Here is a 26,604-nt window from a genome sequence, read left to right as displayed (position 1 = left end):
TACTTCTTTTAGCAAACAGATTCAATTCTCTTTTTTAAAGGCTTTAACGGTATTGAGCGCCGCCTCAAGGTTTTCATAAATGATGTTCCCAACAACAATCGTGTCCGCAAATAGCGCCATTTCCCGCGCCTGTTCTTCGGACTCGATCCCTCCGCCATAATACAATTTCGTCTTGTTCAATACTTTCCGCACTTCTTTAACGACTTCAACATCCCCGTATGTTCCGCTATACTCTAAGTAAAAAATAGGGAGCTGAAACATTTTTTCCGCCATTCTTGCATATGCTACAACATCGTCAATTGAAAGGTCTGTATTGGCTTTTGTCAGTCTTGCCGCTTTACAGTCCGGATTGAGGATGCAATAGCCTTCCGTAACCATGTCATTCCAGTTCATAATGTCGCCGAATTCCTTAATTGCCTTATGCTGCAAACCCGTTATGTAATTCGGATCATTGCTGTTTAAAACGGTTGGAATATAATAGCTGTCAAATCCCGGGGTAATGGCATCAATAGTAGACACTTCCAGTACACAAGGAACGACATACTTTCTAATTCTTGATAAAAGATCGAGCGTATTGTCCAACGTTACGCCGCTCGTGCCGCCAACAATAACCGCGTCCGTTCCAGAATCGCATATCGCCTCAAGCTCTTTATCGCTAATCTCTTTATCGGGATCAAGCTTAAACACATGTTTCCACTGTTGATAATCAAACATCACTTTTCCTCCTGCTCGCACTTCCATTTTTAGAAGGGCAACGAACCATTTTATCCTTTTGACATTATATCAAAAATAAGAGTAGCACTCACCTTTGGTCATATGGAAAAAATATGAAAATCAAGTTATATTCACTTCTGTTCTTTCAGTTCTTGTAAGGGGGGTCAACCATGTTTTTTTTGCAAGTCGATCATGATATCTATTTAAAGCTGGTCGAGAAAAAAGAGGCTGCCCTTCTTTTTCAGCTGACGGACTATTCCCGTGATCATTTGCGAAGATGGCTCGGCTGGGTTGATCAAACGCTCAGCATTCAGGATACAAAAGAGTTTATCAAAATCGCTACACGAAAATATGCTGAACGAACCGATCTCGTCACGCTAATCTGGTACCGCGGGAAACCAGCCGGTTCCGTTTCATTATACGACATCAAATGGTACAACTATCAAGCAAGCATCGGCTACTGGCTCGGTAAAGAATATGAAGGAAACGGAATCATGACAAGAGCATGCAGGGCGCTTCTCAACTATTCGTTTCAAACACTCGGTTTTCACCGGATTGAATTAAAAGCGGCGTTCGGCAATGAAAAAAGCCGCTCCGTTGCAGAACGGCTCGGCTTTCAGGCAGAAGGCCTTTTACGCCAGGCAGAATGGCTTCAAGGTCAATTTGTTGATTTAGTCATATACGGATTGCTTAGAGAAGAATGGCAAGGGTAAATGTTAAACTTCCGGCTCGGCACTTGCTTTCTCCTTCTTTTCCATATAATTGTAGATTTTCAGACTAATAAAGACAAATCCTGCTGTTATTAACCCGGCAAAAATCCACCCGGAAATTTTCATGGCAAACAAAATAAAGTCGTATTTCTTCACGCCATATGTCGTTAGCAAGTACGCTTTCAATCCCGCCTGAAATAGGCTGCGAAACGCAAAAAGCCCTGTCAGCCAGACAAAATAGCGGTAAAATTCTTTTTTCCGGTATAGCTCTTTCGTTTCACTTCTCGCTTGCCCTTGCATAAAGGCAACATCAACCGCAAAATAAAGCGCAAGTGGCTTTTTCATAAAAATCGTGGACAAGATGATTAGTCCGATTGCGATGCCAAGGTACACCTGGTTCCAGAGCATTTTCCCCGCGGAGCCGGATAATAAATCTACAGTCGTTCCGGCAAATAACGAAAACAAAATAAAAATGCCCGTCACATTAAACTGCTTATCTTTTACAAAGCGGTAAATCGTATAAATAAACCCCGGAACGGAAGAAAGAAGAATCGCATAATAATCTCCTAAAACATCTCTTCCTTTGTTCCAAATGAAGTAAGGCAAGATTAAATAAAATAGCAGGTCGTAAAATACAGCACTTTTTTTCATTCGATCCCTCTAATTTCTACAATTTGCTTTCAGTTTAACATAAATAGGAAAGAAATAAACAGCTTCCGTATCTCAATTCATATTCAGTTCACATTTCACCGCTATACTTTCGGTAATCAGAAACGAAAGGAATGGATGGAATGGATAGTGTTTTAAAACAGACGGAACAGTCCTCATTAAATAAAAGCAATCGGATTTTCGTTATGGCTGGATTAATGATTGGCCTGATTTTTTCCGAATTGGATGAAACCGTAGTTACCACAGCGATGCCGACGATCATTCGGGATCTCGGGGGATTGTCCTTGTATGGCTGGGTGGCTGGAGTGTATATGCTTGCATTGTCGGCTTTTATGCCCATTTTAGGTAAGCTTGCCGATTTAGTCGGACGAAAAAAAGTGTATTTAGCCTCAATGGCACTATTTATCGGAGGGTCGATTGTTTGCGGACTTTCTCACTCGATGACGCTGCTTCTGATCGGCCGCGGAATTCAAGGAATAGGCGCTGGTGGCTTAATGCCGCTTGCGATGACAATATCAAGCGACCTTTTTCCGCTCGAACAACGGGCTAAAGTGCAAGGCATAATGGGACCGATTATGTTTATTCCAATGTTGGTTGGACCTTTGATGGGCGGATTTTTTGTCGATCAAGCGAGTTGGCACTGGATCTTTTTTATCAACATTCCCGTGGGAGTCATTTCAGCATGTTTTTTAGCCGTTGGTTTAAAAGAATCCAATATAAAGAAAAAGGTTGTTATTGACTGGTTGGGTGCGATTCTCCTCGTTCTTGCGATTGTCTCCTTATTGATCGCCCCAGTATTAATTGAAAACGAAGGGTATACATGGGGTTCGCCATTGATTATTGGCTTGCTTTGTTCATTCGTTTTCTTGATCGGGATTTTCATCCTGGTGGAATCAAAAGCGGCAGAACCGATCGTCCCTTTGCATTTATTTAAAAATCGAAACATTGTTGTGTTATCGATTATTGTATTTACAGTCGGTTTCGGCCTTATGGGGTCGTTTTCTTCCTTCCCCTATTTTGCTCAAAATGTGATCGGGCTAACTCCGACGGAAGCAGGCTATTTAACGCTTCCCCTAATGGTTGGGGCCGTCATTTCGTCGATGATCTGCGGATTTTTGTTAACGAAAGTGCGTTACCGTGAATTATTTGGATTCGCTTTTATTCTGCCTGTCATAGGATTTTATCTATTCTCCCATATCGATATCGATACGACGATCACCCAAATCATTATTTACTTTTTAATTACAGGCTTCGGATTAGGGGTGTTGTTCGGTGGGGATAACTTAATCGTTCAAGAATCCGTAGAAAAAGAACATAAAGGCAGTGCGCTGGCAACCGTTCCATTATTTCAAACGATCGGCGCTACGATCGGTGTAAGCATCTTTGGAAATTTACTATCGTCTACGCTTACTTCAAAGTTAGAAGGGGCAGACAGCAAGCTCGGGGAAAGCATGGGAGGAAAAATGGATCATTTAGCCGCTGGCGGAATTCCGCACGACCTGCCTGCTGAACTTTTAACAGCGCTTAAAACGATCTTTATCGAATCGTTCCAGTATTTATATACTTGGGCATTCGGAATTCTTATCGTTTCGTTAATATTTAGCTGGTTTTTGAAAAAAGAAGTCTTGTCGTCAAAAGTGAATGAAGAAAGTGAAAGCTGAATCCACATGTGGGATTCAGCTTCTTTTATGAACTATTTTTTATTTGTGATGACAACTTCCGGAACAGCAAGTAGATTTCGCGGTTTAATGCTTTCGATGATAATATCGGCCACATCGTCCGGGTCCATTAAGCCTTTTGTTCGCTCTTCGGTAAAAATGCCGTCCCAAAATTCCGTCCTCATGCCGCCCATGTACGCTGCCAACACTCGAATCGGCGTATCTTTTAACTCAAGGGCTAAACTTTCAGTAAATCCGCGAACACCGAATTTGCTAGCGCAGTACACCGATTCCGTCACTTTGCCTACTTTTCCGGCTGTCGAAATGACATTGACAATCAACCCCCGATTGCGCTTTTTCATAAAAGGCAGTACTTCTTGCGTGCAAAAAATCGTTCCTTTTAAGTTACTATCGATCATGTGATGGATAGCTTGCTCGTCTATCTCCTCGGCAAGAGCAAAAGCGCCTGTTCCGGCATTATTAACGAATAAATCGATCGGTCCGACTTCTTTTTCAATCGATTGAATGACACGGGCGACATCTTTCTTAACGGCAACATCTACTTCATACATCGAATAGCCCCCATTTAATAAAGCGGCCGTTCGTTCAAGTTTCGCTCTTGTTCGGCCAAGCAAACATACATGGCATCCTTGCTCAGAGTATTTTTTCGCAAGCGATGCACCGAGTCCGCTCCCTGCACCTGTTATAACAACAATATTAATCTCCATTCCTTTTATCCTTTCTGTTCCATTGTTAACAAATATTTTTCAAGAAATGTTTTAAAAACCGATCGGCATCAACGTGCAAACAAACGTCAACATTCGGTTTGGCCTTGCTGGATTCTCTAAAATCAGCAATGGTTCGGGCAAAGGTATGGGTCCCTTCAAGATCGACCTGCACATGCAAAGCTTTTGTTTCAACAAAGGTTGGATCAATGACAACTCCAACCGCTAACGGATCGTGAAGCCCGCACCCCTTCAATCCAGCGTGGTTATTTGTATAAAACCCGATATAAAACTCCGTAATGTCCGCCAAAAACCGGCTTAAGCGCGTATTTTTCCTTTTCCACTTTTCTACTTCTTCAAGTGACAGCAATGTTTTCATTGTCACATCAAGACCGATGAGTGTTATCGGAATGCCCGATTGGAACACATACTCGGCCGCTTCCGGATCGGCGTAAATATTTGCTTCTGCCGCCATTGTCGTATTTCCGGGAACCGTCACGGCCCCGCCCATGATATACACCCTGTCAACAAGCCGGACAATCTCAGGCTCCTGCATGATCGTTAACGCCAGATTGGTAAGCGGCCCTACGAAAATAAGCGACACTTCATTCGGGTATTTTTTCACTTGTTCAATAATAAATTGGCATGCATGTTGTTCTACCGGCTTCTTTATAGGGTCAGGAAGATGAATGTTCCCTAATCCATCTTCTCCATGCACGATGCTTGCCTTTTCCTTTATTGGGTGGCGAAAGATCGGCTTCCCTGCTCCTTGTGCCACCGGGACATCCAGTTCTAAATAATCAAGGACATTTAATGTGTTTCTTGTTGCTTCTTCTACCGACACATTGCCAAAACATGTTGTAATCCCTAAAATCTCCAGACTTTTGGAGCGCGCCGCATAACAAATGGCAAGAGCATCGTCAATTCCTGTATCGACATCCATAATGACTCGTTTCATCTATCCTTCCCCTCTTTCATCTCTTGACGCCACCGTTTGTATAAAATGTTCAATAAACCGTTCATGATCGACTTCTACACATACAGCAGCGTTTGTTTCCGTCTTTTTTCGCGATAATCGTAAATCGGCGACCGTCGCCCCAGCTGAAAGCCGGCTTTGTGTTTCGATATAAACGTAATGATTTTCCGATTTAACCAGGCCTGGGTCAATTGCGACACCGACAGCAAGAGGGTCATGCATTAGGCGGCATTTTCCTTCGTTCATTTTCACGCTTGCTTCTATGCCAAAGCGAATAATGTGCTCGATAAATTTAATCATCTTCTCGTTTTCCGGAGACGCCAAATCCATCAACTGTTTTAAATGTTCTTCCTGAAATTTGGCTTTACGGGTCACATCCAGTCCGACCATTGTGATTGGGATGCCCGATTCAAATACACGGTGTGCCGCTTCCGGATCGCCATAAATGTTGGCTTCAGCAATAGGCGTAACATTTCCAAACGTCTTTAATGCCCCTCCCATAAGAACTAGCCCTTTCACTTTTCCGGCAATCGAAGGGTCTTTTGCCAGCGCTAGCGCAAGGTTTGTTAATCGCGCAACAAACACAAGCGTCAATTCGCCAGGCTGTTCATTGACTTGTCGCACGATAAAATCAGCGGCATGTTCTTCTAGCGGTTGCAAGGATGGTTCAGGCAGTTCGTAATCGCCAATTCCATTTTGTCCATGAACATGAATAACAGGACCGCTCCATTCTCGAAAGAGCGGTTTCTTTGCCCCCATCGCAACAGGAATATTATCGTTCGCATCGGCAAGTTCGAGGACTTGCAATGTATTTCGCGTTGCCTGGTCTGCTGACACATTGCCAAAAACCGTCGTGATCCCTTCGATTTGAATCTCTTTTGATTTCACCGCGTATAAAATAGCTAATGCATCATCGATTCCGGTATCGACATCAAGAATAATCTTCTTGCTGCTCATGTTCCTTCTTCCCTTCTATCCTCTCACGGCAATAAATTTCTCCACTTCTTCCTTCGTCGGCATTCCCGCCTGTGCGCCGAGCTTTGTAGTAGACAAAGCGCCCACGGCATTGCCATACTTGCATGCCGCTTTTAATGACATCCCTTTGCTTAAGGCCACGGCAAATGCACCGTTAAACGAATCTCCAGCACCCGTCGTATCGACAACATCGACGTTATATGATCGGATGGCGATTTCTTTTCCATTTTCATAGAAAATCACACCTTCCGAACCTTTTGTTACTATCACTTTTTCTTGAAGTTTTTGAAACTCATAGCTTTCTTTAAGCAAATCAAGTTCATGTTCATTTGGTGTAATGTAATCGATCTCATCTAATAAATCATCTGGAAGTTCTTGAATCGGCGCTGGATTCAAGATGACTTTTACCCCGTTTTCCTTTGCGATTTGAACGGCTTTCTTCACACTTGCAAGCGGGATTTCTAGTTGAAGAAGCAAAATGTCGCTTTCAGCAATTACGGACCGCTTGGCTTCTACATAGTCTGTGGTAACGTGATCATTGGCGCCTGAAACGACGATAATGCTGTTATCTTTATTAGAAACAATGATCGTTGCGGTACCTGTACAATCTGTAACCGGTTCCACATGGCTTATGTTTACGCCTTGTTCTTGCAGATTTTTTAAAACTTCCCGGCCAAAACCGTCATTTCCTACACATCCTACCATTTGCACATCTGCCCCTAAACGGGCGGCAGCAACTGCCTGGTTTGCTCCTTTTCCGCCTGGATTCGTCTTAAATTGTTCCCCTTTAACCGTTTGCCCCATTTTCGGGACGGTCTTTGTAATCGTGACAATGTCCATATTAATACTTCCAACTACCGTAATTTTCGGCCGTCGCTGCATGTGGTTTGTTCCCCCTATCTCTTTATGAAAGGCATTCCTATATCAGGTGGACTGCCTTTTTACAAGCTCAACTTCTAAGTTATAAAATGTTTTTTCTATTTTCTTCTTTTCAATGAGATCAATGAGAAGATTGGCCGCCATTCTCCCCATTTCGTAAATAGGTTGAGCAATCGTTGTCAGTTCAGGTGTTGCCGCCTTCGCCAGTGCGATTCCGTCAAAGCCGATAACCGCCACATCATCAGGCACTTTTTTGCCCAATTGATGGACAGCCTTGATCGCCCCGATAGCCATAATATCGTTGCCTGCAAAAATTCCATCAATATCCGGGTACCGGGTAAGCAATTGATAGGTTGCCTTGATCGCCGATTCCATTTCATAATGCCCTTCAATAATATAGTCTTCTTTAAACCACGGTTCATTATGTACTTCTTCCTTATACCCACAACACCGCTCGTTCGCATTTCGAATATGATCCGGACCTTTTAAATGGGCGATTCTTTCACACCCAATTTCTTTTAAGTAACGTGTGGCCATCCGGCCGCCCGCCGTGTTTTGCACAATGATCGTTGGAATATCTTTGCTGATTTCGCGGTCAACCGTAACAACTGGAACATTCAATCTTTTAATTTGCTTTGCGGTTAACGTATTGGACACCACAATTAAACCATCGATATATTTTCTTAACAGCGTATTTAAATACATTTGTTCTTTCTCGATGTCTTCATCTGTATTGCATAAAATAACGGTATAGCCAAGTTTGCTTGCCGTATCTTCTACGGCTCTTGCAAGCTCCGGGAAGAAAGGGTTCATAATATCAGGAACCATTAAGCCGATCGTTTGCGATTGTTTTTTAAAAAGGCTCCGCGCAACATCATTTGGTTGATAATTTAATGATTGAATCGCCTTTTCTACCCTTTTTCGCGTCTCGTCGTTCACATAGCCGTTATTATTTATAACTCTTGATACGGTTGCGACAGACACGCCCGCCTCTTTTGCGACTTCCTTAATCGTTGCCATAATCCCTCTCTTTTCTGTAACCGGTTACATATAACAATATCAATCTAGTTCAGAAAAGTCAAATAAAAGAGCGGTGCTATTTTTCTCCAAAAGAAGAAAGGACCTGTAGCATTTTCGCTTACAGGTCCTTGTTTTCTTCTTTCTTATAAATTCGGTCAAGCGCCATCTGGTAGGCGTCATTTCCGAAGTTTAAGCAACGTTTGACGCGGGAAATCGTCGCAGTGCTTGCCCCTGTTTCCGTTTCGATCTTATGGTAAGTCATTCCTTCGCGAAGCATGCGGGCGACTTCTAAACGCTGGGCAAGTGACTGGATTTCGTTCATCGTGCATAAGTCATCAAAAAAACGATAACATTCTTCCACATCTTTCAAGGCTAAAATCGCTTCAAATAATTGATCTAGCGCTTTTCCTCTTAGTTTATCAATTTGCATCCTCGTGCACTCCTTCACTTCTTCTACTGTATGGTAACGATTTTTTCAAGACCGGGATCTGCCGGAACGATATTGATCCACGTCTTGCCGGGGATAAATCCAGTGCCGACCGGAATAATTCGGCCGCGGTCGTTTTGCCACTTTATCTTTCGCGCTACTCCATTTTGCACTAACAAGGCATTTCCTCCGGAGACTAAATCGATCCCAATCCTCCCTTTCTTATCTATCACGTGATGACGTGCTTCTACGATGAAAACATTATTGGCTTCAATCGGGGTTTTCGTTTCACGATCGATCGTCGGCTCTCCTTCCGAGGAACGAACGTATGCATTTCTCGCTTTATGATACGTATAGTTCACCTTTTCATTTCGGTTGTATGTTACCAAAACAGAAACCGCTTTGTCACCTTTTATTTCTTCTTTTTTCAAAAACGGCAAAGGCTTGATTTTATCTGTCAAGGCAAAGCCTTCCTGTTTGGCACCTTTTATGATGTTCTTATACGTAATGTACGAGTTATGCGGTGCCTGGCGGAAGCTCACCCGCTTAAACAGGCTCCCGTCATACTTTAATCCATTGAGCGAATCAATCGTTCCGCCAGTTAACATTTCTTTTGCTTTCGGGCTCCATCCATGAAAAACATAAATAGAGTGATACCCCTGGCTCAAATCTACGAAATAATCCCTCGCACTTCTAACAGGACCGACGATCACCGGCATCTCACTTTGAAAAATGGCCAGAAAACGCGTAATGCCTCCTTCAGCCAATACTTCATAAACAATATCGGCCTTATGAAGGCCGGATTGCGGACGAGCCTTCCAGTGGTTATTAATCATGACCCCAATCGGCCGTGCGTCGGTTTTATGATTGGTTGCGATTCCGGTTAATGGGTAAACATTTTGAAACGGTTGTTGCTTTCGTTCAGGTTTCTTTTTTTCTACATGTTCATTTTTTCCGGCTGTTTCTTTCACTTTCTTTTCACATCCAGCCATCGTGAAAATGACCAACAAACAACAAAACGCTAACAACGTCCATCGTTTCATGTGGTCCCCCATGCAAGTATTTTTTATGCGAAGTACTCTTTTATAGTTTAACGCATAATCGCAGGAAAGAGTACTACTTTGTTTTTCACATCATACATTCCCAGCTGTGTAATGCGAATATATGGCAAATGGGTTGATGAGAAGAAGAGCAAACTGTATATTGGATCTTCAAACTGATATCCGCGTTTGCGAAGCTCATTTGTCAACGCTTTTTCTTCTTCCATTAAGTATTCAAGACGCTTATCCGATAAACCGCCGCCGAGCGGAAGTTTGATTTCACTTACGATTTCCCCGTTCTCAGCAAGAACAATGCCGCCTTTTAATTCCTTCACCCGCTCAAACGCCTTTAGCATATCATCTTTATTTTTTCCGATGACGATTAAATCACCGGTACTTGAATATGAACTGCAAAATCCTGACACATTCCGCGCGAATCCTTTGACAATCGTATTTACCTGCCACTTTCCATGACGATCAAGAAGCATTAAAAAGCATTCATCATGATCTTCCGCAAGTTCAACACTTGTCGGATCAATGTTCACCTTGTACGGTTTGGTAATTACAGAATTGACCATTTCAATTCCAACAAGCGAGCTGAAATTAAAGTCTTCTTCTGTTAAATTCCATTTTAATTCTAGCGGTTTGATGCCATAGTCTGACCACGGAAACTCTTCTAGCGGGAAGACTTCTTCCCCGTCTTTTTTAATCCATTGCCCTTTTGCTAATACAGACTGTGGAACCGGGTTATCTAACCGTTCAAGAATATTAATATGTGCCAGTCTTCCTGGTGCAATCATGCCGAGCAGATGCTCCATCCCATAATAGCGGGCCACATTATATGCCGCCATATTATAAGCATCAATTGGATCAATTCCAGATTCAAGGGCGATTGAAATCATTTTGTCGGTTACCCCTTGTTCATAAAACGCCGGTGTAGATCCGTCGGTCGTAAAGATGACGCGGTCAAAATAATTGACGCCGAGCTCTTTTAACTCCCGCAACAATCGCGGTAAGTCCGGGCGGATTGAAGAATACCGCAGTGAAGTTGTGTAACCTACGTTCATCCGCCTTATCGCTTCTTCGCCGGTCATTGCTTCATGGTCACAGTTCACTCCGAGAAGCGCCATTTTCGTCAATGTTTTTTCAGAAGATCCCGGAAGATGGCCTTCGATTCTTCTTCCATACCTTTTTGTATCTTGCATCATTTGCAAAATCGTATCATCACCGCTTAACACTTTCGGCCAACTCGTCAACTCTCCGCCTTGAATGCAATAAGGGCTTGCCAAAATACTTCTAATTGTCCCTAAAGAAAAATGCTGTTCTTCTTTGATTAATTCCGATTGGGAATCATAGCGGCACCACCAATAATACGTATAAGGCAATCGGTTTAAGTCCTCCATCAAAGAAAGCGCTTTCTTTAACGGAGATGATAAAAGAAGCGTTAAGTTGTCGCATATAAATGTTGTCGTCCCTCTATTTGATGCATAATGCGCAAGGGTTTGGGGATTATATAGTTGAAATGGATGCGTATGTGGTTCGATATACCCGGGGACGACATGTTTACCCGCAAGATCGATGACCTCCGTTTTTTCAAGGCGATCCGGCATTTGCTCCCCAACATAGACAATCCTGTTTTCATAGACCCAAATGTTTGCTTTTTTCCATTGCCGCAAATTTTGATTTAAATAGGTAGCATTTTTTAAAACAATGGATGGAGCAACTTCACCATCTAAAACAGCTACCTGCTCTCGTAATTCATTTTTCGACCAGTACAAAACTTGATTGGACATGGCGTTCACCTTTCACCCAAAATTAAATTTCCTATAGCATAACACAGATTTTTTATCAATTAAACAATAAAAGTAATAAAGGAGTTTTTTATAATGAAAAAAAATATTGGAACCGCGAATGCATTTATTCGTATCATTTGCGGATTAACCGTGTTAGCTGTATTTACAGCGAGATATGCCCGCCGCCCTTATCGCGGATCTTATTTGTTGTTGATCATGATGGGGGCCATGAAAGTTGCTGAAGGAATTGTTCGATTCTGCCCATTAACTGAGCTTTTTAACCGCTGCAATCTATTTAATCAAGAAGATAGCAGCATGCTTACAAACGATAAAACGGATGTTAATCCAAGTTAAAAGGCGCCCCTTTTCTCAGGGGAGCCTTTTCCCATTTATATATTATGCAAAAACAATCGCTTTAGAACCGATATCCTCCCGGTAGAACGCACCTTTGCACTCGATCTTTTTAAGCTCATTATACACTTTTTGTTGTGCTTCTTTTAAATCATCCGCTTGTTTCGCCGCCAGCAAAATCCGGCCACCGTCAGTCACAAGTTTCCCGTCTGACTTTTTCGTTCCAGCATGAAAAAGGAGTGTATCTTCTTGCAATTCTTCAAGCCCTTTTAATTCTCTTCCTTTTTCATATTCATCCGGATATCCTTCTGACGCAAGCACGACACCGACAACCGCTTGATCAGACCAGGAAAGCTTCACGTCTTTTTTATTTAAAATATCGAGCAACACTTGCGCAAAATCACCGTCGAGACGCGGCAAGATGACCTGCGTTTCCGGATCGCCAAAACGAGCGTTGAACTCAATCACTTTTGGCCCTTCCTTTGTCAACATAAGTCCGGCATAGAGAACGCCGGTAAACGGACGCTTTTCTTCCACCATGGCGTGGGCTACCGGTTGTAAAATCGTGCTTAATGCTTGATCAACTGCTGATTGCGGGATTTGTGGAACCGGCGAATAGGCACCCATTCCTCCCGTATTCGGTCCTTTATCTCCCGTATAGGCGCGCTTATGATCTTGAGCGATAACCATCGGGTAAACCCGGTTCTCGTTTACAAACGCCATAAAGGAAAACTCTTCGCCTTCGAGGTATTCTTCGATGACGACTTGTTTACTTGCCTCGCCAAAGCGTTCATTTTTCATCATTTCGTAAAGTCCGCGTCTCGCGTCATCTATATCCATCGCAACAATAACGCCTTTTCCGGCAGCGAGTCCATCCGCCTTTAAAACGATCGGTGCGCCAACTTCGTTTAAATACGTGAGCGCTTCGTCGTAATCGGAAAACGTTCGGGATTTTGCCGTAGGAATATTGTATTTGTTCATAAGATCTTTAGCAAATGATTTAGATCCTTCAATAAGCGCGGCTTCTTTCGTCGGGCCGAAAATCGTAAGGCCCGCTTTTTTAAAGTCATCGACAATTCCATTTAATAATGGGACTTCTGGGCCGACAAACGTTAACTGAATGTCCTCTTCTTTTGCAAAGCGAATAAGCCCTTCATGATCGGTTTCATTGATCGGCACGCATGTTGCGATATTTTCCATCCCCGGGTTGCCCGGTGCAGCAAATACTTTTTCCACGCTCGGGCTACTCGCAAAACGCCAGGCTAGAGCATGTTCACGGCCGCCGCGGCCAATGACAAGAACGTTCATTTTTTTGCCTCCTTGCTCATCTATTTAATGAATTCATCTGGAAATCGGCGGAATTATGACCGATTTTGGCGGAATTATATTTGAAACCGGCGGAATTCTAACCAATTTTGGCGGAATTATCTCTAAAATCGGCGGAATTATTCAATGTTTAAAATGGCGAACACCCGTAAAGACCATCGCAATCCCGTATTCGTCGGCCTTTTTAATTGAATCTTCGTCGCGAATTGAGCCACCTGGTTGAATAATTGCTGTTACTCCCGCTTTCGCTGCCGCTTCAACTGTATCATTCATCGGGAAGAAAGCGTCAGATCCTAATGCGCTTCCTTTCGCTAAATCACCTGCTTGTTCAATCGCAATTTTTGCCGCTCCGACACGGTTCATTTGTCCCGCTCCAATGCCGATTGTCATATTGTCTTTTGCAAGGACGATTGCATTTGATTTCACATGTTTAACGACCTTCCATGCTAAACGTAAATCTTCCCACTCTTTTTCGGTCGGCTCTCGCTTCGTCGGAATGGAGATTGTCGCATCATCAAGACCGAATGCATCTTCATCTTGAACTAAAAGGCCACCGCGGATCGATGTTAAACGCCTTTCAATTTTTTGTTCTTCCGTAAATTCTACCGTTAATAGACGGATATTTTTCTTTTTTGTTAAAATTGCAAGGGCTTCTTCGCTAAAAGAAGGCGCAATAATAATTTCAAGGAAAATTTCATTGAGCTTTACTGCTGTCGCTTCATCAATTTCTCTGTTCGAAGCGATAATTCCACCGAAAATGGACACTGGATCGGCTTCAAACGCTTTTGTAAAAGCTTCTTCAACTGTGTTTCCGACACCGACACCGCAAGGATTCATATGTTTGACCGCTACAACAGCCGGCTCTTTAAATTCACGAACGATGTTTAACGCGCTGTCGGCATCATTAATGTTATTGTAAGAAAGTTCTTTCCCGTGAAGCTGCTCTGCATTGGCAATGGACGTTTTGGTGCCAAGCGGCTTCACATAGAAATTCGCTTTTTGGTGCGGATTTTCCCCGTAACGAAGCGCTTGCTTCCTTTCAAACGTGACTGTAAGCGATTCAGGGTTTTCTTCCTCAACGATATTCGTCAAATATTCTGCAATGAGTGCGTCATAGGCTGCCGTATGGCGGAATGTTTTTGCCGCAAGCTTTCTTCTCGTTTCATCATGCACTTTGCCGTGTTCTTTAACCTCATTTAATACGAGCTCGTAATCTTTTGGATCGACAACGACCGTTACATACGCATGGTTTTTCGCAGCGGAACGAAGCATGCTCGGACCGCCAATATCGATATTTTCAATCGCATCAGCAAATGCAACATTTTCCTGTGCAATCGTTTCTTTAAACGGATAAAGGTTTACGACAACAAGATCAATCGGCGTAATGTCATGCGCCTTTAATTGCGCCGCATGCTCCTCGTTGTCTCTAACTGCGAGTAACCCGCCATGGATCATTGGATGAAGCGTTTTAACGCGGCCGTCCATAATTTCAGGAAACCCTGTTACTTCAGAAATTCCAATGACCGGCACACCCACTTCTTCCAGCGCTTTTTTCGTTCCCCCTGTGGAAATGACTTCTACGCCTTCTTCTACAAGCGCTTTGACAAAAGGTACGAGACCTTCTTTATTTGAAACTGAAACAAGTGCTCTTTTTATACTCACAACCGGACGCCTCCTACTAATTCTTTCAGTACACTTGGATAAAGAGTGTGTTCGACTTTTTGAATTCTTTCTTGCAATGCTTCTCTCGTATCTTCGGGTAAAATTTCAACTTTCTCCTGTTTGATGATCGGGCCTGTATCCATTCCGCTGTCGACATAATGAATCGTTACCCCTGTTTCATCAGCGCCTGCTTCCAGGGCCTGTCCAATCGCGTCTTTACCCGGAAAAGCCGGCAAAAGTGACGGGTGGATGTTGACAATTCGGCCTTCAAACGCATCAAGTAATGTCGGCCCAATTAACCTCATATAGCCTGCAAGCGCAATAAAATCCACATTTTTTTCATAAAGTCGCTCAATGATATCCCGTTCAAAATGAGCTTTTGATTCATAGTTTTTCGGATGAAATACAAAGGTGTCGATCCCTTCTTTTTCCGCACGTTCGATGACAAATGCTCCCGGCTTGTCGCAAACCATGAGCGCGATATGGACATTTAACTTTTTCTCCTTGACGCTGTCTACAATAGCCTGAAAGTTTGATCCACTTCCTGAAGCAAATATTGCGATATTTCTCATTTTAATTCACCGCCGCCAAATAAGACGCCGTCGCCTTTTTTCACGCGGCCGATAATATACGCTTTTTCTCCATTTTCTTCTAATGACTTAATGGCGGAATGAACATCATTATATGATACGGCAAGCACCATTCCAATTCCCATATTAAACGTCGTAAACATTTCTCTCTGGCCAATTTCACCCGTCCCGGCAACAAGTTCGAAAATTGGCGGGATCGGCCAGGAACCGTAATCGATTTCTGCCGCAAGTCCTTCTGGAAGCATGCGCGGAATATTTTCAAAAAAGCCGCCGCCGGTAATATGAGCAGCACCATGAATGACATCTTTTTTAATTAAATCAAGCAATGGCTTCACATAAATCCGAGTAGGTGTCAAAAGTTCTTCACCGAGTGTTTTTTCTAAATTGCCATACCGCTCGTTAACATTTAATCCGCCCTTTTCAAGCAATGCTTTCCGTACGAGCGAAAAACCGTTAGAGTGAAGACCATTGGAAGCGAGGCCAATAAGGACATCTCCTTCTAAAACACGCTCTGGCTTAATTAGTTTAGATTTTTCAGCAATTCCGACAGAAAAACCGGCAAGATCATACTCATCAAGAGAATACATGCCTGGCATTTCCGCTGTCTCTCCGCCAATTAAGGCACAGCCTGCTTGCTCACAACCATCCGCGATCCCTTTTACAATTTGCTCAACCTTTGCGGGTTCTAGCTTCCCGCAAGCAATATAATCTAAAAAATAAAGCGGCTCTGCACCTTGTGCAACGATGTCGTTTACACACATCGCAACCGCATCGATGCCGATCGTATCATGTTGATCCATCATGAACGCCAACATAAGTTTGGTCCCGACACCGTCCGTACCGGAAATAAGGACCGGCTCGTTGTATGGAAGGTTGGAAAGATCGAACATCGCTCCAAATCCTCCAAGCCCTGCCATCACTTCAGGGCGTTTTGTGCGAAGCGCATGTTTTTTGATCCGATTGACCGCTTCATACCCCGCTTCAATATCAACACCCGCTTGTTTGTACGCTTCAGCCATTTGGGTAACCTCCTAAAATTGCTTGCTCAAATTCCGAATAATGTAGTTACGGCGAATACTTACATTCGCCGTTAATAACCATTCAAACCATTTCTTTCTCGTATGGCATCACAGTATCAGGATAAATCTCTGTTGGATATTTGCCTGTAAAACAAGCTAAACATTGTCCGTGATTCGGATCTGTTGCCGGGCGGCCGATGCCTTTTAATAAACCTTCAGGGGAAAGAAAGACGAGCGAATCGGCTCCAATGATTTGACGAATTTCCTCTACCGAATGATTAGCCGCAATCAGCTCTCCTTTTTCGGACGTGTCGATTCCGTAATAGCACGGATGGGCAATCGGGGGTGCTGTAATTCGTACATGAACCTCCGTCGCTCCCGCATCACGAAGCATTTTAACAATTCTTCTGCTTGTCGTCCCGCGAACGATCGAATCATCCACCATGACAACACGTTTCCCCTCAACAATGCCCCGAACCGGGGAAAGCTTCATTTTTACGCCGAGTTCTCGCAATTCCTGTGTCGGCTGAATGAACGTCCGGCCGACATACCGATTTTTAATCAATCCAATCTCATATGGGATCCCAGATGCCTCGGCATAACCGATCGCAGCAGAAATGCTTGAATCCGGTACGCCTGTTACAACATCCGCTTCGACAGGCGCTTCTTTATACAACTCTTTTCCGAGATTTTTACGTGCTGCATGGATATTAATCCCATCAATGTTCGAATCTGGCCTTGAAAAATAAATGTACTCCATTGAACAGATCGATCGATTGACCGCAGTTGAAAAGGTGTCGGAAACTAAACCGTCTTTATTAATAATAAGCAGCTCACCCGGTTTTACATCACGGATATATTCCGCACCTACAACATCGAATGCGCATGTTTCGGATGCCACGACATAAGCATCCCCAATCATCCCGAGCGATAATGGGCGGAGACCATTAGGGTCAAGCGCTACGAGCAATTCATCTTCCGTCATGACCACATATGCATAGGCGCCTTTTAACATCGTCAACGCATTTTTTACCTGGTCACGAAGCTTTGTATAACCGCTTCTTTTGATTAAATGAGCGAGCACTTCTGTATCGGAAGACGTTTGAAAAATGCTGCCCTGTCCTTCTAACTGATGCCGGAGCGCATGGGCATTGACAAGATTTCCGTTATGGGCAAGCGCAAGGTCGTTCGTTTGTGAACGGAACATCAATGGTTGAACGTTTGCGTATTCATTCCCGCCAGCAGTAGAGTAACGAACATGGCCGATCGCAGCAAAGCCTGTTAATTTTTCAAGCTCTCCGCGGCTGAATACTTCTGTTACAAGGCCGTGCCCTTTATGCATTTTCAACTTTTCTCCATCGGTAACGACAATGCCGGCTCCTTCTTGTCCACGATGCTGGAGGCTGTGCAGCCCGTAATACGTTAATTGGGCCGCATCCTCATGTCCCCAGATGGCAAATACGCCACATTCTTCGTTTAAGCCTTTGATGTCAGCAAGCATGGAATAGCTCCTTTCCAGGCGTTATGAAGTTCTTCATGCGCACATACTACAATTTCCTCGCCTGATTCATTTTCAATTCGAAGTTCAGGTAGCGATGTGACAACTCCGATTTGCGCCGCTTCGACTAAAGCTTCAAATTCCTTTGCGTTTTCTGGTTTCACCGTAACGATAAAGCGTGATTGAGATTCGCTGAATAAAGCAGAAACGATGTCTCCAGAGAGACGCACAGACGCTCCAACATTTCCGTCCATGATGCATTCAGCAAGCGCAACAGCAATACCGCCTTCTGCCACATCATGCGCTGAAGCGACAAGACCCTTTTGTATAGCCGATAAAAGGGACCTCTGGCGTTTCGCTTCCACTTCGATATCTAATTCAGGCGCTTTTCCTGAAATTTTCCCTTGAAGCATTTTCTGCAACTCACTGCCTCCAAATTCCGGCTTCGTTTCGCCTAAAAGATAAACAAGGTCACCTGCTTTTTTAAATCCTTGCGTCGTAATATGGTCGATATGATGAACAAGACCAACCATACCGACAACCGGAGTTGGATAAACCGCTTCTCCGTTCGTTTCGTTGTAAAGCGAAACGTTGCCGCCGATCACCGGGGTATTTAATTTTTTGCAGGCTTCACTCATGCCATCGACCGCTTTTTCAAGCTGCCAGAAGATTTCAGGCTTTTCCGGATTCCCGAAGTTTAAGCAATCCGTAATCGCTAGCGGCTCAGCCCCGGAGCAGACAATGTTGCGCGCCGCTTCCGCCACAGCGATTTTCCCGCCGACTTCCGGATCAAGATATAAATAGCGGGAGTTGCAGTCTGTTGTCATCGCAAGCGCTTTTTCCGTTTCACGAATTCTAATGACAGCGGCGTCCGATCCTGGAGCAACAACGGTATTTGTGCGAACCATATAGTCATACTGGTCAAATACCCACGATTTGCTTGCAATTGTTGGTTGAGAGAGAAGCTGCAATAACGTATCTTTATAGTTATCTACCTCAGGCACAAACGGCGCTTCTCTTTGGAATTCTGCATAGTAGGCAGGTTCTTTCGATGGTTTATGATAGACTGGTGCATCTTCCGCGAGTGCATCTACAGGTACATCTGCAACAACTTTGCCTTTATGAATTAATCGGAGCTGCTTTTCTTCAATGACTTTGCCGATAACTGTCGCGTGAAGGCCCCATTTTTCAAAAATTTGCGCAGCCTCTTCTTCTCTTCCTTTTTGAACGACGATTAACATACGCTCCTGTGATTCAGAAAGCATCATTTCATATGCAGTCATGCCGTCTTCACGCTGCGGCACTTGGTCCAGGTTCATTTCAATCCCGAAACCTGCCTTACTCGCCATTTCCGCTGATGAGCTCGTTAATCCCGCTGCCCCCATGTCTTGAATGCCGACAAGACCGTCGAAGTTTTGAATGAGTTCAAGGCATGCTTCAAGCAACAATTTTTCCATAAACGGATCGCCGACTTGAACAGCCGGGCGCTTTTCATCAGATGCATCCGTCAATTCTTCGGAAGCGAACGTTGCCCCGTGGATTCCGTCGCGGCCAGTGCGTGCGCCAACATACATGACCGAGTTTCCGACACCTTTTGCCTGGCCTTTTTGAATATCTTTATGGTCGATTAATCCAACACACATCGCGTTAACTAAAGGATTTCCGTCATAAGATGGGTCGAATTGCACCTCTCCGCCGACAGTTGGAATGCCGATGCAGTTTCCATACCCGGCAATTCCGGCAACGACTTCTTCAAACAAATATTTTACGCGCGGTGAAGTCAGCTCACCAAAGCGAAGGGAGTTTAATAAGGCTACCGGACGCGCACCCATTGAAAAGACGTCACGAATGATTCCGCCCACTCCTGTTGCGGCCCCTTGATACGGCTCGATCGCTGATGGGTGATTATGGCTTTCGATTTTGAATACGACCGCCTGGTTGTCCCCGATGTCTACAATCCCTGCACCCTCACCAGGACCTTGAAGAACACGCTCACCGCTTGTTGGGAACTTGCGAAGCACGGGTTTTGAGTTTTTATAGGAACAGTGCTCACTCCACATGACAGAGAACAAGCCGGTTTCCGTCCAATTCGGAAGTCTGCCGAGAATTTTTTCGACTGTGCCAAACTCCTCGTCACTCAATCCCATATCACGGTATAATTTTTGTTCTTTAATTTGTTGTTCTGTCGGCTCATGAAGATAAGACATGGTTTTCCCTCCAGCTTCTAACGATTGATTGGAACAGCTTTAATCCATCCGCGCTTCCTAAAAGTTCATCCACTGCACGCTCTGGATGCGGCATCATGCCTAATACGTTTCCTTTTTCATTCACGATTCCGGCAATATCTGCAATCGATCCGTTCGGATTGTTCGTATAGCGGAATACGATTTGATTATTTTCTTTCAATCTTTCAAGCGTTTCTTCATCACAATAGTAGTTTCCTTCACCATGGGCAACCGGAATTACAATTCGCTCACCTTGCCCATAGCCAGCTGTAAACATCGTGTCATTGTTTTCAACAACGAGTTCTACCGGCTTGCAAATAAATTTAAGCGATTCATTCCGCCGCATCGCTCCTGGCAAAAGCCCTGATTCAAGGAGAATTTGAAATCCGTTGCAAACGCCTAAAACGGGCTTTCCTTCTTTAGCTGCTTTGATTACTTCTGCCATGACATTGGAGAAACGGGCAATCGCACCGCTTCGAAGATAGTCGCCATAAGAGAAGCCGCCCGGAAGCAGTATTCCGTCAAATCGATCTAGATTCGTTTCATCATGCCAAACATATTCTACTTCTTCTCCAAGCTCGTCTTTAATCGCATGGTACATGTCGATGTCACAGTTTGAGCCTGGAAATACGATGACTGCAAATTTCACTGTGCGACAACCTCCTCGACCTCGTAGCGATAGTCTTCAATGACCGTATTTGTTAAAAGCTTCTCGCACATTTCTTTAATTTTTGCATCCAGGTCATAATTTCCTTTTTCCAATGTTAATTCCAAAAATTTCCCGATGCGAACATCTTCTACTTCGTTAAACTTGAGGCTATGAAGCGCGCCTTTCACTGCACTTCCCTGTGGATCCAATACGCTTTCCTTTAACGTTACATAAACTTTTACTTTGTACATGATGGTTGTCCTCCTAAACGTTGTAAAATTTGTTCATATGCATCAGTCAAGCTGCCGAGGTCACGGCGAAAAACATCTTTATCAAGCTTTTCGTTTGTGTCTTTATCCCAAAGGCGGCAAGTATCCGGCGAAATTTCATCTGCAAGAAGAAGCTGTCCGTTTTTATCCGTTCCAAACTCGAGCTTAAAATCAATTAAACGAACATTTTTATCAGCGAAGAAATCAGTAAGAATCGTATTTACCTTTAGAGCGACCGTTCTCATCTCTTCAAGAAGTTCAGGCGTTGCTAAATGTAAGGCAGCAATATGGTCATTGTTGAATAACGGATCGCCAAGCTCATCATTTTTATAATAAAACTCTACGATTGGCTGTGGCAGAGCTGTGCCTTCAGCGATTCCCGTACGTTTTGCAAGTGTTCCAGCCACAACATTACGCACGACTACTTCAAGAGGAATAATTTTCACATGTTTAACGATTTGTTCCGTATCGGACTTTTTCGCAATGAAGTGAGTCTTGATTCCTTTTTCCTCTAACAATGAAAATAGTAAACTCGTAATTTCGTTATTCAAACGACCTTTTCCAGCAATCGTCGCTTTCTTTTCCCCATTAAAGGCGGTAGCGGAATCTTTATATTCAACCCAAACGCGATCTGGATCATTCGTGCTGTATATTTTCTTTGCCTTTCCTTCATAAAGCTGAGTTAGCTTTTCCATAACGGTCCCTCCAGAATATTAGGAATTATTGGAATAGGAAGACAGAACGATCTGCCTTCCTATTTACTTTTTAAAGTCCAAGCCGTTCAAAGATCATGTCCACATGCTTTAAGTGGTACGAATAATCAAAGCAGTCATCGATTTCAGCCTGTGTCAACAACTCAGTAATACGCGGTTCGCCTTCAACAAGCTGTTTGAACTGAATACCTTCTTCCCAGGCTTTAGCTGTTTTAGGCTGAACGATGTCGTAAGCTTCTTCGCGTGATAATCCTTTATCAATAAGCTTTAACATCACGCGTTGTGAGTAAATAAGCCCGTATGTTTTCGTCATGTTGTGCTTCATGTTTTCCGGGAACACCGTTAAGTTTTTCACGATGTTCGCAAAACGGTTTAACATGTAATTTAGCGCGATCGTTGCATCCGGTAAAATGATGCGTTCTGCTGATGAATGGGAAATATCACGTTCGTGCCATAATGCGACGTTTTCATAAGCCGTCATCATATAGCCGCGGATCACTCGGGCCATTCCCGCCATATTCTCTGATCCGATTGGATTTCGTTTATGCGGCATAGCGGATGATCCTTTTTGTCCTTTCGCAAAAAACTCTTCTACTTCACGTGTTTCGCTTTTTTGCAATCCGCGAATTTCAACACCGAATTTTTCAATACTCGTTGCAATGAGAGCAAGTGCTGACATATAGTGGGCGTGACGATCACGCTGCAATGTTTGTGTCGATATAGGCGAAGCTTTAAGTCCAAGCTTTTCACAAACATATTGTTCAACAAACGGATTAATGTTCGCATACGTTCCGACAGCGCCTGAAATTTTTCCGACTCGGACGGTTTCAGCCGCTTCTTTAAAGCGCTCAAGGTTCCGTTTCATTTCCTCATACCATAGCGCCAGCTTAAGGCCGAAAGTCGTTGGTTCAGCGTGAACCCCATGCGTACGTCCCATCATGACCGTATGTTTATGTTCTTTTGCCTTATTCCCTAAAATTTCAACAAAGTTTTCAATATCTTTTAGTAAAATTTCATTTGCCTGGCGGAGCAAGTAAGATAGCGCAGTATCGACGACATCAGTAGACGTTAAGCCGTAATGTACCCATTTGCGTTCTTCACCGAGCGTTTCACTAACCGCACGAGTAAATGCGACAACATCATGATGCGTTTCCTTTTCAATTTCGAGAATACGGTTAATGTCAAATGAGGCATTCTCGCGTAGTTTCTTTACGTCTTCCTTCGGGATTTCCCCAAGCTCTGCCCACGCTTCACATGCTAAAATTTCAACTTCAAGCCATGCCTTATAGCGGTTTTCATCCGTCCAAATGGCTCCCATTTCCGGGCGTGTATAACGTTCAATCATTTAGTTACCTCCAATGTTTCGATGTGCAAAATATTTTTTATAATAAAGTTAGCTTTATCTAAAGCTTCTTCAATTGTATCTCCAAGCACTGTAATATGCCCCATTTTTCTTTTGATTTTCGCCTCTTTTTTTCCGTATAAATGGAGCTTCGCATCTTTCAATTGAGAAAGATTGTTGATGAGTGGTGCGACATGCTCACCAAGGACGTTTATCATTACAACTGGCTTCAGTAATTTAGTTTCCCCGAGCGGCCAGTTACAAATCGCCCGGATGTGCTGGTCAAACTGTGATGTCTCACACGCTTCAATCGTATAATGCCCGGAATTATGCGGTCTTGGCGCTAATTCATTAACGAAAATTTCATCGTCTTCCGTCAAAAACATTTCTACTGCGAGTGTCCCGACAAGATTTAAATAAAGTGCAATATCTTTTGCGATTTGTTTTGCTTTTTCTTCTACTGCGGGTGAAACTCTTGCAGGAATAATGCTTTGATGAAGAATGTTATCAACATGAATGTTTTCTGCTGTAGGAAACGTCGTCATTTCTCCAGAAACACTTCGTGTAACGATCACAGATAATTCTTTTTGAAACGGTATCCAGCTCTCGAGCACACATTCTCTTCCACCTTCAAAAAGAGCGGCTGCATCGGCCTTGTCTTTTTCCGAACGGATCACGACCTGTCCTTTTCCATCATACCCGCCGCGGCATGTCTTCAAAACCGATGGCATTCCTAAATCTTGAATGGCTTTTTCAAATTCTTCTTCATTCGTTACCGATCGATACGGGGCTACCGGAACGCCCGCATTGGTGATCGCTTCCTTTTCCCGTCTCCGATGTTGGGTAATTCGTAGAAGCTCGCTTCCCTGGGGCATGTTAGCATGTTCCTCCAGCCACTTTGCGCTATCTACGTCAACATTCTCAAACTCATAAGTGATAACGTCGCTTTTATTCGCCAGTTCTCGAATGCCGGCCATATCGTTATAAGCTGTTGAAATTTGCTCGTCACTTACTTGTCCGCACGGTGAATTCGTACCCGGCTCAAGAACAACGACTGAAAAACCCATTTCTCTCGCACTGATTGCCATCATCCGGCCAAGCTGGCCACCGCCAAGAATACCGATTGTCTCACCTGGTAATATCGTTTTATTCAAGGGAATCACTACTTTCCAATACGGTTTGTTCCAATTGCTTTCTGCGCTTTTCTAACCGTTCGCTTAAAGCTTCGTCCGTTGTCGCCAGCATCTGTGCGGCCAGCAGACCGGCATTTGTCGCTCCCGCTTTTCCGATCGCAACTGTTGCTACGGGAACCCCACCTGGCATTTGCACAATCGAAAGAAGTGAATCAAGTCCATTCAATGCTTTCGATTGAACAGGAACACCGATCACAGGAAGAACGGTTTTTGCGGCTACCATTCCCGGAAGATGCGCGGCTCCACCGGCACCTGCAATAATCACGCGGATTCCTCTTTCTTTCGCTTCTTCTGCATAACAGAACATATAATCAGGAGTTCTATGGGCAGATACTACTTTTTTCTCATACGGCACATTCAGTTCATCGAGAATGTCGCATGCATGTTTCATCGTTTCCCAATCTGAAGTACTTCCCATGATTACTCCAACTAGATTTTGCATGTTGACCTCCTATTTTTAACACTAAAAAAGTCCAAAGTAATATGCTTAACCTTGCTATGAAGGAAAGCCCTACCCTGGACATACTATACCCATATACTAAAACAGTAAGCTGCTTTCCCTCATAGTCTGATGAGTATCGGTCATCAGGTAGAAACTCGCAGGCCATTTACCCCGCCATTATATGAGGTTTTATTCTTCTGTCTGCCTTTATTGTAACAAGAGATTTTAAAAAGTGTCAACAAAAAATCGAACAATATTATTTATTAAGTTTCCTAACGTTCGGATTTTACTTCAATTTTCCTTCAAAAACGATTTTTTGTCCGTAAAGTTCCACTTCCGTTTTTCCGTTTCTTTTTACTTCTTGAAAAATCGGTTCTTCCATCCGGCGAACGGGAGCGTATCCTTCAGATGCCATTCGGTCCAGACATTCCGAAATAGTTTCACCATCTTGAACTTCAAATTTCTTTTTTTTCGGCTTTTTATCCATTCAACTACCTCCGAATATTTTTCACCCAGAAACCGCCATAAAAACTTTTTGGTTCATGTGATATAATAAACGCTTTCGGATCCAATTCTTTTATTGTTTCATAAAGTTTGCCTTCTGACTTTCTTGATGTTAGTATTTCCATCATTAAACGTTCTCCCTGGCGCCCATAAGCGATCCAATCGGTTACACCATATCCTTTATTGCGAATGGCATTTGGTAAGCCTGCTTCAATTTCAGTTGTAATCACATTAACCGTAATATAGCCGAGAGCTAATTTTTCCTCGATCTTCATTCCGGTAAGAACACCTAATCCATAACCTAAAGCATAGGCGATTAAATTTTGTATATGATTCAAGTTGTCCAACACAAGACCTAATCCTACAACATAAATGATGATTTCAAAAACACTGATAAGCGCGGCTAGATAGCGCTGGTTTTTTAATGTTAAAATCATTCGCACAGTAAAAAAAGAAACGTAAACGACGTTAATGATCAAAATGATGGCGACCATCATAAAACCGTTTTCCACCTTTGGTCCCTCCCGCCTGTCTGACTCATTTGTATGAAGAGCATAACATGAATTGAAGCTGAAAGAAAACAGGAGATTATTTTGTCTAAAGATGAATCATTTTCCAATCAAAAAAAAATAAAAAAAAGGTGAAACGAATCTACATTCGTCTCACCTTTTTTGCCTGGCAGCGTCCTACTCTCACAGGGGGAAGCCCCCAATTACCATCGGCGCTGAAGAGCTTAACTTCCGTGTTCGGTATGGGAACGGGTGTGACCTCTTCGCCATCGCCACCAGACTATTTATTTTTATTTTTTGAGGTGTTCCCTCAAAACTAGATAACGCGTTTTCTCCAAACGTACGCTTCAATCCAGCTCCAATGCCCAGGTTTTCGGTCGTTTCGCCCCTTCCGACGAACACAAAAAGCGTGTTCTTGTCAGGGTCTCCAACGCCTGTCAAACCTAAGCGGGCATTTCCGCTTTTTACATAAGGATAAGCCCTCGACCGATTAGTATCTGTCAGCTCCACGTGTCGCCACGCTTCCACACCAGACCTATCAACCTCATCATCTCTAAGGGGTCTTACTCACTTGACGTGATGGGAAATCTCATCTTGAGGGGGGCTTCATGCTTAGATGCTTTCAGCACTTATCCCGTCCACACATAGCTACCCAGCGGTGCCCCTGGCGGAACAACTGGTACACCAGCGGTGTGTCCATCCCGGTCCTCTCGTACTAAGGACAGC

Annotated in this window: 27 protein-coding genes, 2 rRNA genes and 1 riboswitch; of the genes, 3 read left to right on the top strand and 26 right to left on the bottom strand. The window is 43.6% G+C overall.

The annotated features are described in order from the left end of the window. Window positions 1-21: 21 nt before the first annotated feature. Complete coding sequence (pcrB, locus tag H538_RS0115295) at window positions 22-714, bottom strand: heptaprenylglyceryl phosphate synthase (RefSeq protein ID WP_026678352.1); 693 nt, start codon at window positions 712-714, stop codon at window positions 22-24. 170 nt (window positions 715-884) lie between these two features. Between pcrB and H538_RS0115290 the strand changes: the two genes are divergently transcribed. Continuing rightward, a complete protein-coding gene (locus H538_RS0115290) occupies window positions 885-1,427 on the top strand; it encodes a GNAT family N-acetyltransferase (protein WP_026678351.1) in 543 nt (180 codons plus the stop codon). Window positions 1,428-1,430: 3 nt separating this feature from the next. Here the strand turns inward: H538_RS0115290 and H538_RS0115285 are convergent, their stop codons facing one another. After that, window positions 1,431-2,075, bottom strand: a complete 645-nt coding sequence (locus tag H538_RS0115285; protein ID WP_026678350.1) for a VC0807 family protein — start codon at window positions 2,073-2,075, stop codon at window positions 1,431-1,433. A 140-nt stretch (window positions 2,076-2,215) separates the two neighbouring features. Between H538_RS0115285 and H538_RS0115280 the strand changes: the two genes are divergently transcribed. After that, on the top strand, window positions 2,216-3,754 hold the full coding sequence (locus H538_RS0115280) for an MDR family MFS transporter (protein ID WP_026678349.1): 1,539 nt from the start codon (window positions 2,216-2,218) through the stop codon (window positions 3,752-3,754). Window positions 3,755-3,786: 32 nt separating this feature from the next. Here H538_RS0115280 and H538_RS0115275 read toward each other — a convergent pair whose 3' ends face one another. From H538_RS0115275 to H538_RS0115240, 8 genes are all read right to left on the bottom strand, one after another. Next, window positions 3,787-4,479, bottom strand: coding sequence for an SDR family oxidoreductase (locus H538_RS0115275; protein ID WP_026678348.1), 693 nt, complete (start codon window positions 4,477-4,479; stop codon window positions 3,787-3,789). Between the two features lie 25 nt (window positions 4,480-4,504). Continuing rightward, complete coding sequence (locus H538_RS0115270) at window positions 4,505-5,434, bottom strand: nucleoside hydrolase (protein WP_026678347.1); 930 nt, start codon at window positions 5,432-5,434, stop codon at window positions 4,505-4,507. After that, the gene (locus H538_RS24030) at window positions 5,435-6,409 is read right to left on the bottom strand and encodes a nucleoside hydrolase (RefSeq protein WP_035351077.1); all 975 of its coding nucleotides are present in this window, start codon (window positions 6,407-6,409) and stop codon (window positions 5,435-5,437) included. Window positions 6,410-6,424: 15 nt separating this feature from the next. Continuing rightward, a complete protein-coding gene (gene rbsK / locus H538_RS0115260; protein WP_026678346.1) occupies window positions 6,425-7,309 on the bottom strand; it encodes a ribokinase in 885 nt (294 codons plus the stop codon). Window positions 7,310-7,351: 42 nt separating this feature from the next. Beyond that, window positions 7,352-8,326 (bottom strand): LacI family DNA-binding transcriptional regulator, encoded by a 975-nt coding sequence (locus H538_RS0115255; RefSeq protein ID WP_026678345.1) that lies wholly within the window; start codon window positions 8,324-8,326, stop codon window positions 7,352-7,354. A 118-nt stretch (window positions 8,327-8,444) separates the two neighbouring features. Next, window positions 8,445-8,756, bottom strand: a complete 312-nt coding sequence (locus H538_RS0115250; protein WP_026678344.1) for a YerC/YecD family TrpR-related protein — start codon at window positions 8,754-8,756, stop codon at window positions 8,445-8,447. Window positions 8,757-8,779: 23 nt separating this feature from the next. Then, entirely contained in the window at window positions 8,780-9,796 is a 1,017-nt protein-coding gene (locus H538_RS0115245) for a DUF3048 domain-containing protein (RefSeq protein WP_026678343.1), read from the bottom strand. Window positions 9,797-9,843: 47 nt separating this feature from the next. Then, window positions 9,844-11,586 carry an adenine deaminase C-terminal domain-containing protein gene (locus tag H538_RS0115240; RefSeq protein ID WP_026678342.1) on the bottom strand — a complete coding sequence of 581 codons (1,743 nt, stop codon included), beginning with the start codon at window positions 11,584-11,586 and terminating at the stop codon, window positions 9,844-9,846. Window positions 11,587-11,679: 93 nt separating this feature from the next. Here H538_RS0115240 and H538_RS0115235 point away from each other — a divergent pair, with 93 nt between their 5' ends. Further along, complete coding sequence (locus H538_RS0115235; RefSeq protein ID WP_026678341.1) at window positions 11,680-11,940, top strand: YgaP family membrane protein; 261 nt, start codon at window positions 11,680-11,682, stop codon at window positions 11,938-11,940. 42 nt (window positions 11,941-11,982) lie between these two features. Here H538_RS0115235 and purD read toward each other — a convergent pair whose 3' ends face one another. From purD to H538_RS0115155, 16 genes are all read right to left on the bottom strand, one after another. Beyond that, a complete protein-coding gene (gene purD / locus H538_RS0115230; RefSeq protein WP_026678340.1) occupies window positions 11,983-13,245 on the bottom strand; it encodes a phosphoribosylamine--glycine ligase in 1,263 nt (420 codons plus the stop codon). A gap of 141 nt (window positions 13,246-13,386) precedes the next feature. Continuing rightward, on the bottom strand, window positions 13,387-14,925 hold the full coding sequence (gene purH, locus H538_RS0115225) for a bifunctional phosphoribosylaminoimidazolecarboxamide formyltransferase/IMP cyclohydrolase (protein WP_026678339.1): 1,539 nt from the start codon (window positions 14,923-14,925) through the stop codon (window positions 13,387-13,389). Beyond that, window positions 14,922-15,497, bottom strand: coding sequence for a phosphoribosylglycinamide formyltransferase (gene purN, locus H538_RS0115220; RefSeq protein WP_026678338.1), 576 nt, complete (start codon window positions 15,495-15,497; stop codon window positions 14,922-14,924). The genes purH and purN overlap by 4 nt, the downstream gene beginning before the upstream one ends. Continuing rightward, window positions 15,494-16,534: a phosphoribosylformylglycinamidine cyclo-ligase gene (gene purM, locus H538_RS0115215; RefSeq protein ID WP_026678337.1), complete on the bottom strand. Its 1,041-nt coding sequence runs from the start codon at window positions 16,532-16,534 to the stop codon at window positions 15,494-15,496. The genes purN and purM overlap by 4 nt, the downstream gene beginning before the upstream one ends. Window positions 16,535-16,616: 82 nt before the next feature. Continuing rightward, window positions 16,617-18,035, bottom strand: coding sequence for an amidophosphoribosyltransferase (gene purF, locus H538_RS0115210; RefSeq protein WP_026678336.1), 1,419 nt, complete (start codon window positions 18,033-18,035; stop codon window positions 16,617-16,619). Beyond that, window positions 18,011-20,239 (bottom strand): phosphoribosylformylglycinamidine synthase subunit PurL, encoded by a 2,229-nt coding sequence (gene purL / locus H538_RS0115205; RefSeq protein ID WP_026678335.1) that lies wholly within the window; start codon window positions 20,237-20,239, stop codon window positions 18,011-18,013. The genes purF and purL overlap by 25 nt, the downstream gene beginning before the upstream one ends. Further along, window positions 20,223-20,906, bottom strand: coding sequence for a phosphoribosylformylglycinamidine synthase subunit PurQ (gene purQ, locus H538_RS0115200; protein ID WP_026678334.1), 684 nt, complete (start codon window positions 20,904-20,906; stop codon window positions 20,223-20,225). The genes purL and purQ overlap by 17 nt, the downstream gene beginning before the upstream one ends. Then, entirely contained in the window at window positions 20,903-21,157 is a 255-nt protein-coding gene (purS, locus tag H538_RS0115195; RefSeq protein ID WP_026678333.1) for a phosphoribosylformylglycinamidine synthase subunit PurS, read from the bottom strand. The genes purQ and purS overlap by 4 nt, the downstream gene beginning before the upstream one ends. Beyond that, on the bottom strand, window positions 21,145-21,870 hold the full coding sequence (gene purC, locus H538_RS0115190; protein WP_026678332.1) for a phosphoribosylaminoimidazolesuccinocarboxamide synthase: 726 nt from the start codon (window positions 21,868-21,870) through the stop codon (window positions 21,145-21,147). The genes purS and purC overlap by 13 nt, the downstream gene beginning before the upstream one ends. A gap of 70 nt (window positions 21,871-21,940) precedes the next feature. After that, entirely contained in the window at window positions 21,941-23,233 is a 1,293-nt protein-coding gene (purB, locus tag H538_RS0115185; protein WP_026678331.1) for an adenylosuccinate lyase, read from the bottom strand. Continuing rightward, window positions 23,230-24,393: a 5-(carboxyamino)imidazole ribonucleotide synthase gene (purK, locus tag H538_RS0115180; protein WP_035351071.1), complete on the bottom strand. Its 1,164-nt coding sequence runs from the start codon at window positions 24,391-24,393 to the stop codon at window positions 23,230-23,232. Before purK ends, purB begins: the two co-directional genes overlap by 4 nt. Further along, entirely contained in the window at window positions 24,377-24,865 is a 489-nt protein-coding gene (purE, locus tag H538_RS0115175; RefSeq protein ID WP_026678329.1) for a 5-(carboxyamino)imidazole ribonucleotide mutase, read from the bottom strand. Before purE ends, purK begins: the two co-directional genes overlap by 17 nt. Window positions 24,866-24,967: 102 nt before the next feature. Next, window positions 24,968-25,070, bottom strand: a riboswitch (purine riboswitch). An 81-nt stretch (window positions 25,071-25,151) separates the two neighbouring features. Then, window positions 25,152-25,352 (bottom strand): NETI motif-containing protein, encoded by a 201-nt coding sequence (locus H538_RS0115170; RefSeq protein WP_026678328.1) that lies wholly within the window; start codon window positions 25,350-25,352, stop codon window positions 25,152-25,154. Window positions 25,353-25,356: 4 nt separating this feature from the next. Further along, a complete protein-coding gene (locus H538_RS0115165) occupies window positions 25,357-25,863 on the bottom strand; it encodes a DUF2179 domain-containing protein (protein ID WP_035351081.1) in 507 nt (168 codons plus the stop codon). A gap of 179 nt (window positions 25,864-26,042) precedes the next feature. Then, a 5S ribosomal RNA gene (rrf, locus tag H538_RS0115160) occupies window positions 26,043-26,158 on the bottom strand. A gap of 190 nt (window positions 26,159-26,348) precedes the next feature. After that, window positions 26,349-26,604, bottom strand: a 23S ribosomal RNA gene (locus H538_RS0115155); the annotation flags it as partial.

The organism is Fictibacillus gelatini DSM 15865, assembly GCF_000430745.1.
Classification (GTDB): domain Bacteria; phylum Bacillota; class Bacilli; order Bacillales; family Fictibacillaceae; genus Fictibacillus_A; species Fictibacillus_A gelatini.
This window is presented reverse-complemented; position numbering and strand designations above follow the sequence as displayed.